General features: G+C 41.6%; 5 protein-coding genes and 2 tRNA genes. 4 read left to right on the top strand and 3 right to left on the bottom strand.

Features of this window, described 5'->3' with window-relative positions; genetic code table 11:
• The 3 genes from B4H32_RS01035 to pilB form a co-directional block, all read right to left on the bottom strand.
• The coding region (locus tag B4H32_RS01035; RefSeq protein WP_286799335.1) for a prepilin peptidase at positions 1 to 232 on the bottom strand (232 nt) is incomplete at its 3' end.
• On the bottom strand, positions 232 to 1,458 hold the full coding sequence (locus B4H32_RS01030) for a type II secretion system F family protein (protein WP_004680704.1): 1,227 nt from the start codon (positions 1,456 to 1,458) through the stop codon (positions 232 to 234). The genes B4H32_RS01030 and B4H32_RS01035, both read right to left, overlap by 1 nt.
• 24 nt (positions 1,459 to 1,482) lie before the next feature.
• Positions 1,483 to 3,195 (bottom strand): type IV-A pilus assembly ATPase PilB, encoded by a 1,713-nt coding sequence (pilB, locus tag B4H32_RS01025; protein ID WP_004680703.1) that lies wholly within the window; start codon positions 3,193 to 3,195, stop codon positions 1,483 to 1,485.
• Between the two features lie 362 nt (positions 3,196 to 3,557).
• Between pilB and tpiA the strand changes: the two genes are divergently transcribed.
• From tpiA to B4H32_RS01005, 4 genes are all read left to right on the top strand, one after another.
• Positions 3,558 to 4,349 (top strand): triose-phosphate isomerase, encoded by a 792-nt coding sequence (gene tpiA, locus B4H32_RS01020; RefSeq protein ID WP_004680702.1) that lies wholly within the window; start codon positions 3,558 to 3,560, stop codon positions 4,347 to 4,349.
• Positions 4,350 to 4,361: 12 nt separating this feature from the next.
• Positions 4,362 to 4,691: a preprotein translocase subunit SecG gene (gene secG / locus B4H32_RS01015; RefSeq protein ID WP_004680701.1), complete on the top strand. Its 330-nt coding sequence runs from the start codon at positions 4,362 to 4,364 to the stop codon at positions 4,689 to 4,691.
• A gap of 57 nt (positions 4,692 to 4,748) precedes the next feature.
• Positions 4,749 to 4,833, top strand: a tRNA-Leu gene (locus tag B4H32_RS01010).
• Positions 4,834 to 4,874: 41 nt separating this feature from the next.
• A tRNA-Met gene (locus B4H32_RS01005) sits at positions 4,875 to 4,951 on the top strand.
• The last annotated feature ends 102 nt before the right edge of the window (positions 4,952 to 5,053 follow it).

Below are 5,053 nucleotides of genomic sequence, written 5' to 3'. Positions count from 1 at the left end.
TACATTGAGGACAGGTTGAGGCAGGTTGGCTTAATGTTAACTTACTTTGATCAATAAGTGGTTGCTCTGGATGAAGCAGCATTTGGCATTCCTGATGCCATTCTTGCTCCATCATTTTTGGCGTACGAAAAATGACAACGTTGAGAAAACTACCAATACATAGACTCAAAAGCCCAACTGCTAGGTACAGTGCAGTTGGGTTCTCGATAAAATAAGAGAGTGATTGTTGCATTAGACCACAGAACCCATTTGGAAGATTGGCAGATACATGGCAATGACAAGACCACCAACAAGTACGCCTAAAATAGCCATAATCAATGGTTCCATCATTGAGGTTAAGCCATCGACCGCATTATCCACTTCATTTTCATAGTGGGTCGCCACTTTGTCTAGCATACTATCCAAGGCACCTGATTCTTCACCAATTGCAACCATTTGAATCGCCATGGATGGAAAACGGTTAGAAACGCGCATCGCAAAGTGCAACTGTTGGCCTGTGGCGACATCTTCACGGATTTTCATCACTGCTTCTTCGTAAATCACATTATTTGTTGCACCTGCTGTAGATTCAAGAGCATCAATCAGTGGTACACCTGCTGCAAAGGTGGTGGCTAGGGTACGACTATAGCGGGCAATAATGGCTTTATATACTAAATCACCAAAAATTGGTGCCTTGAGTGCCATTTTATCTAAAAGATCACGAAACTTCTTGCTACGTTTCTTTGCCTCAAGAAAAGCGGTAATAATTGCGCCAATCACGATGATAAGAATAAACCAGTATTCCTGCATCCACTTGGACATATTGACGACCATTTTAGTAAAAGCGGGCAGGTCTGCACCAAAGGAACTAAACAGATCCTGGAAAACAGGAACCACTTTGACCATCAGAATAATGGTTACGACCACTGCAACCACAATGACTGTGGCTGGATATTTCATGGCCTTTTTAATTTTTTGTTTGAGTAATTCACTTTTTTCCTTATAAATCGCTACACGATCCAGCATGGTTTCAAGGGCACCTGATTGTTCACCAGATTCAACTAAGGAACAAAAAAGGTTGTCAAAATACTGAGGATATTTTTTCAGGGCGCCTGCAAAAGTATTCCCCCCTTCTACTTCACCCTTAATCCCCAACACCACTTCGCGCATGGCAGGATTTTCCAGGCCTTCGGCAACGATTTCAAAACCTTGCACTAATGGCACACCAGCTTTCATCATAGTCGCTAATTGGCGGGTAAAGATGGTGATATCTAGTGTGGTGACTTTCTTTTTCATTAATCCTTCGAGAATGTTTTTACGTTTTTCCCGAATATTCTTGATGGTCACACCTTGTTTACGTAAGGTGACTTTTGCTAAAGCCATATTACGTGCTGGTAATTCCCCTTTAATTTTTGCCCCTTTACGATCGACCCCTTCATAGGCAAAAGTAGGCATCATTTGCGCTTTTTTCGCTGCCATGATTCTTAATCCTTTTTATTGATTTTATTCACTGGTGACTCGGTTGACTTCCTGTAGGGAAGTAATCCCCTGTATCACTTTTTTCAAACCCGAACGTCGTAAATTGTTGAATCCCGCTTTTTCCGAGGCTGCTGCAATTTCCAGGGCATTACCATCTTCCATAATAATTCTGGATATTTCTGGCGTCACTTTCATGACTTCATAAATACCGACACGGCCCTTGTAGCCTTCCCTGCATTCACTACAGCCTACAGGTTGAAATATCTTAAATTCTGGGTCCGTGAGATCCTGTTCAGTAAAACCGAGTTCTAGCAGACTCTGTTTTGGAATTTCAACAACTTCCTTACATTGAGCACATAATCGACGTGCTAAGCGTTGTGCAATCACTAGGTTGACTGAAGTGGCGATATTAAAGGAGGGTACCCCCATGTTGCGTAATCGAGTTAAAGTTTCTGGCGCACTGTTGGTGTGTAGCGTTGACATCACCATGTGGCCTGTCTGAGCGGCTTTAATGGCGATTTCGGCTGTTTCTAAATCACGAATCTCACCGACCATAATTACATCAGGGTCTTGACGTAAGAAAGCCTTTAATGCAGCAGAGAAAGTCAATCCTGTCTTTGGATTCACGTTGACCTGATTAATGCCTTCCAAGTTAATTTCCACAGGGTCTTCTGCTGTTGAAATATTGGTATCTTCAGTGTTTAGAATATTTAGACCAGTATATAGCGATACAGTTTTACCAGAACCTGTTGGACCTGTAATCAGTAGCATTCCTTGAGGCTTTTCAAGTGCTTCCATGAATAATGCTTTCTGGTTATCTTCATAGCCTAATGCTTCAATGCCGAGCATAGCACTTGATGGATCCAAAATACGAAGTACTAATTTTTCACCAAACAGGGTGGGTAAAGAGTTGACACGGAAATCAATCGCTTTGGTTTTTGACAATTTAAGTTTAATACGACCATCTTGAGGCATTCGTTTTTCAGAAATATCCATTTGGGACATCACTTTTAAACGAGAGGCAAGTCGATTCGCCATTTGTAAAGGTGGGGTAGCAATCTGGCGTAATACACCATCCACGCGGTATCGTACTCGATACATTTTTTCATACGGTTCAAAATGTAAGTCTGATGCACCCATCCGAATCGCATCAATCAATAATTTATTGATATATTTTACAATCGGAGACTCCTCTCCTTGGGCAGGTTCATCATCATCTTTAGGTGTGTCTGTCACGACATCCACATCTAGGTCAAAATCTTCACTATCACCGAAATCAAAGCTACCACTGTCACCAAACTGTTGTTCAATCAGTTTCTCAAGCTTGTTATGTTCAACAATAATCGGTTCAATATTAAGCTTGGTGTTAAAGCGAATGGCATCTAATGAATCAATATTGGTTGGATTGCTCGTAGCAACATACAAAATTTGTCCACGTTGTATTAACGGAACAACACGATGTTTTTGTATCAGCTTGTTGTCTGTTAAATCTTTGGGTAATAAGGCTGTATCATATACAGCAAGGTCAAAAAGAGGCTCATCGAATTCATGGGAAATACTTTCTGCAACTGTGAGTGGTGAGAGGCGTTGATGCTCAATCAGGTGAGCCACAATATCCTGTTGGGCCTTTTTTGCCGCATCAATGGCATTCTGCATGTTTGATGCAGACAAATGCCCCTCTTCGACTAAACGCCGAATGAACCCTGAAAATTTTGGAGACGTATGTAAACCTGACATCTGTCCGCCTTGTGACAATAAATGTTTATAATAGCTATCTTACAAAATTATACTTTTGTTGGGTAAAAATACTACTGGAGAAAGTGTCGTTTTTGACTTGATTCGTATCTAAAACGTTGAACTGATCGAATTTTTTACAAATTAATTTTCTAAAACCAAGACAATTAGCTAAAAATGAAAATAATAAAATCCGTCAGGAAATGACCTACTTTCAAATAAATAGAATGCTATTCCCTTGTAACATTAATTTTTACAAACAACTGTACAGTGGTTATCAGGTTAAACCAGATAAAAAAACTGAATTTTATAAAAATCCGTGTAAAATATGCAGCATTTTTTAGAAATTAGCAGTAGACCAAAGTATGTCGACTCCGACCATTACCCCTTGGGTTGTTGGCAATTGGAAAATGAATCCAATGCATGCTGACGCTCTTCAATTAATAGAAGAATTTAAACGGCTATTACAACAGGACAATATTTTGCCTGAGCAATGCCATATTGGTATGGCACCGATTGCAATTGCGCTTACAAGTATTCAGGCACAGCTCAAGGATGCGGTTCGGACAATTTACACGGTGGCTCAGGATGTATCGCGTGTAGCGGGAACGGGTGCGTATACAGGTGAAGTGAGTGCAGAATTGCTCAAGGATAGCCAAATTGATTTTGTTTTGGTTGGCCATTCCGAGCGTCGTGAATTATTTGGTGATGGTGTCGAAACGCTTCAGTCAAAATTGTATAATGCGTTGAATGCTGGTCTCAATGTGATTTACTGTGTGGGTGAAAGCCTTGAGCAGCGTGAGCAGGGACTGGCTGAGCAAGTGGTATTGCAACAAATCTGTGATATCGCCTCAGTGGTGAAGCCTGAACAGTGGCAAAATATTGTGGTTGCTTATGAGCCGATCTGGGCGATTGGTACGGGAAAAACTGCGTCACCAGCAGATGCCCAAACCATGCATGCAAAAATCCGTGAGGGGCTAAAGCAAATTACACCTGTAGGTGCGCAAATGGCGATCTTATATGGTGGCAGTGTTAAGCCTGAAAATGCGGCTGAATTGGCGGCATGTCCAGATATTAATGGCGCTTTAGTGGGTGGGGCATCACTCAACGCGCAATCTTTTTACCAAATTGCAAAAGCATTTGCACAAAATAAGTAACGGGGAATAGAAATGTATAGTTTTATACTCGTTGTACATATCATTTTAGCAATCTTGATTATTGCATTGGTTTTGGTACAACAAGGTAAGGGTGCGGAAGCAGGCGCGTCATTCGGTGGCGGTGGTGCGGCAACAGTATTTGGTGCATCTGGGGCGGGAAATTTCCTGACCCGTTTAACTACTATCTTTACCGCATTGTTTTTCGTCACCAGTTTAACCCTGGCGGTTTTTGCGAAAAAACAGACCATAGATGCCTATAGTTTAAAAACTGTGCAAAGTTCAACGTCTGTTCCTACAACATCGCCTGAAACTTCATCAAATGCACCGAAAACGACAGAATAAGTCGAATTAATCCTTTCCTTTTGGGATTTAAAGGAATAGAATGCGTCCCAGAAAGCTGCGGTGGTGGTGGAATTGGTAGACACGCTACCTTGAGGTGGTAGTGCTTTCGGGCGTGGGGGTTCAAGTCCCCCCTTCCGCACCAAGCTTAATAACCAGTAAGTTTGGTGTTGCAGTGATTGTTGATGCGGGATGGAGCAGTCTGGTAGCTCGTCGGGCTCATAACCCGAAGGTCGTTGGTTCAAATCCAGCTCCCGCTACCATTTGATTAAGGTGCAACTTAATCAGGCAAATGTAAAAAACTTCAATTGACTTTTTTTTATATTTGTATATACTTTTTGCACGTTGATGCGGGATGGAGCAGT

Source organism: Acinetobacter sp. UBA2063 (genome assembly GCF_002333245.1).
Lineage (GTDB): Bacteria > Pseudomonadota > Gammaproteobacteria > Pseudomonadales > Moraxellaceae > Acinetobacter > Acinetobacter parvus.
This window is presented reverse-complemented; position numbering and strand designations above follow the sequence as displayed.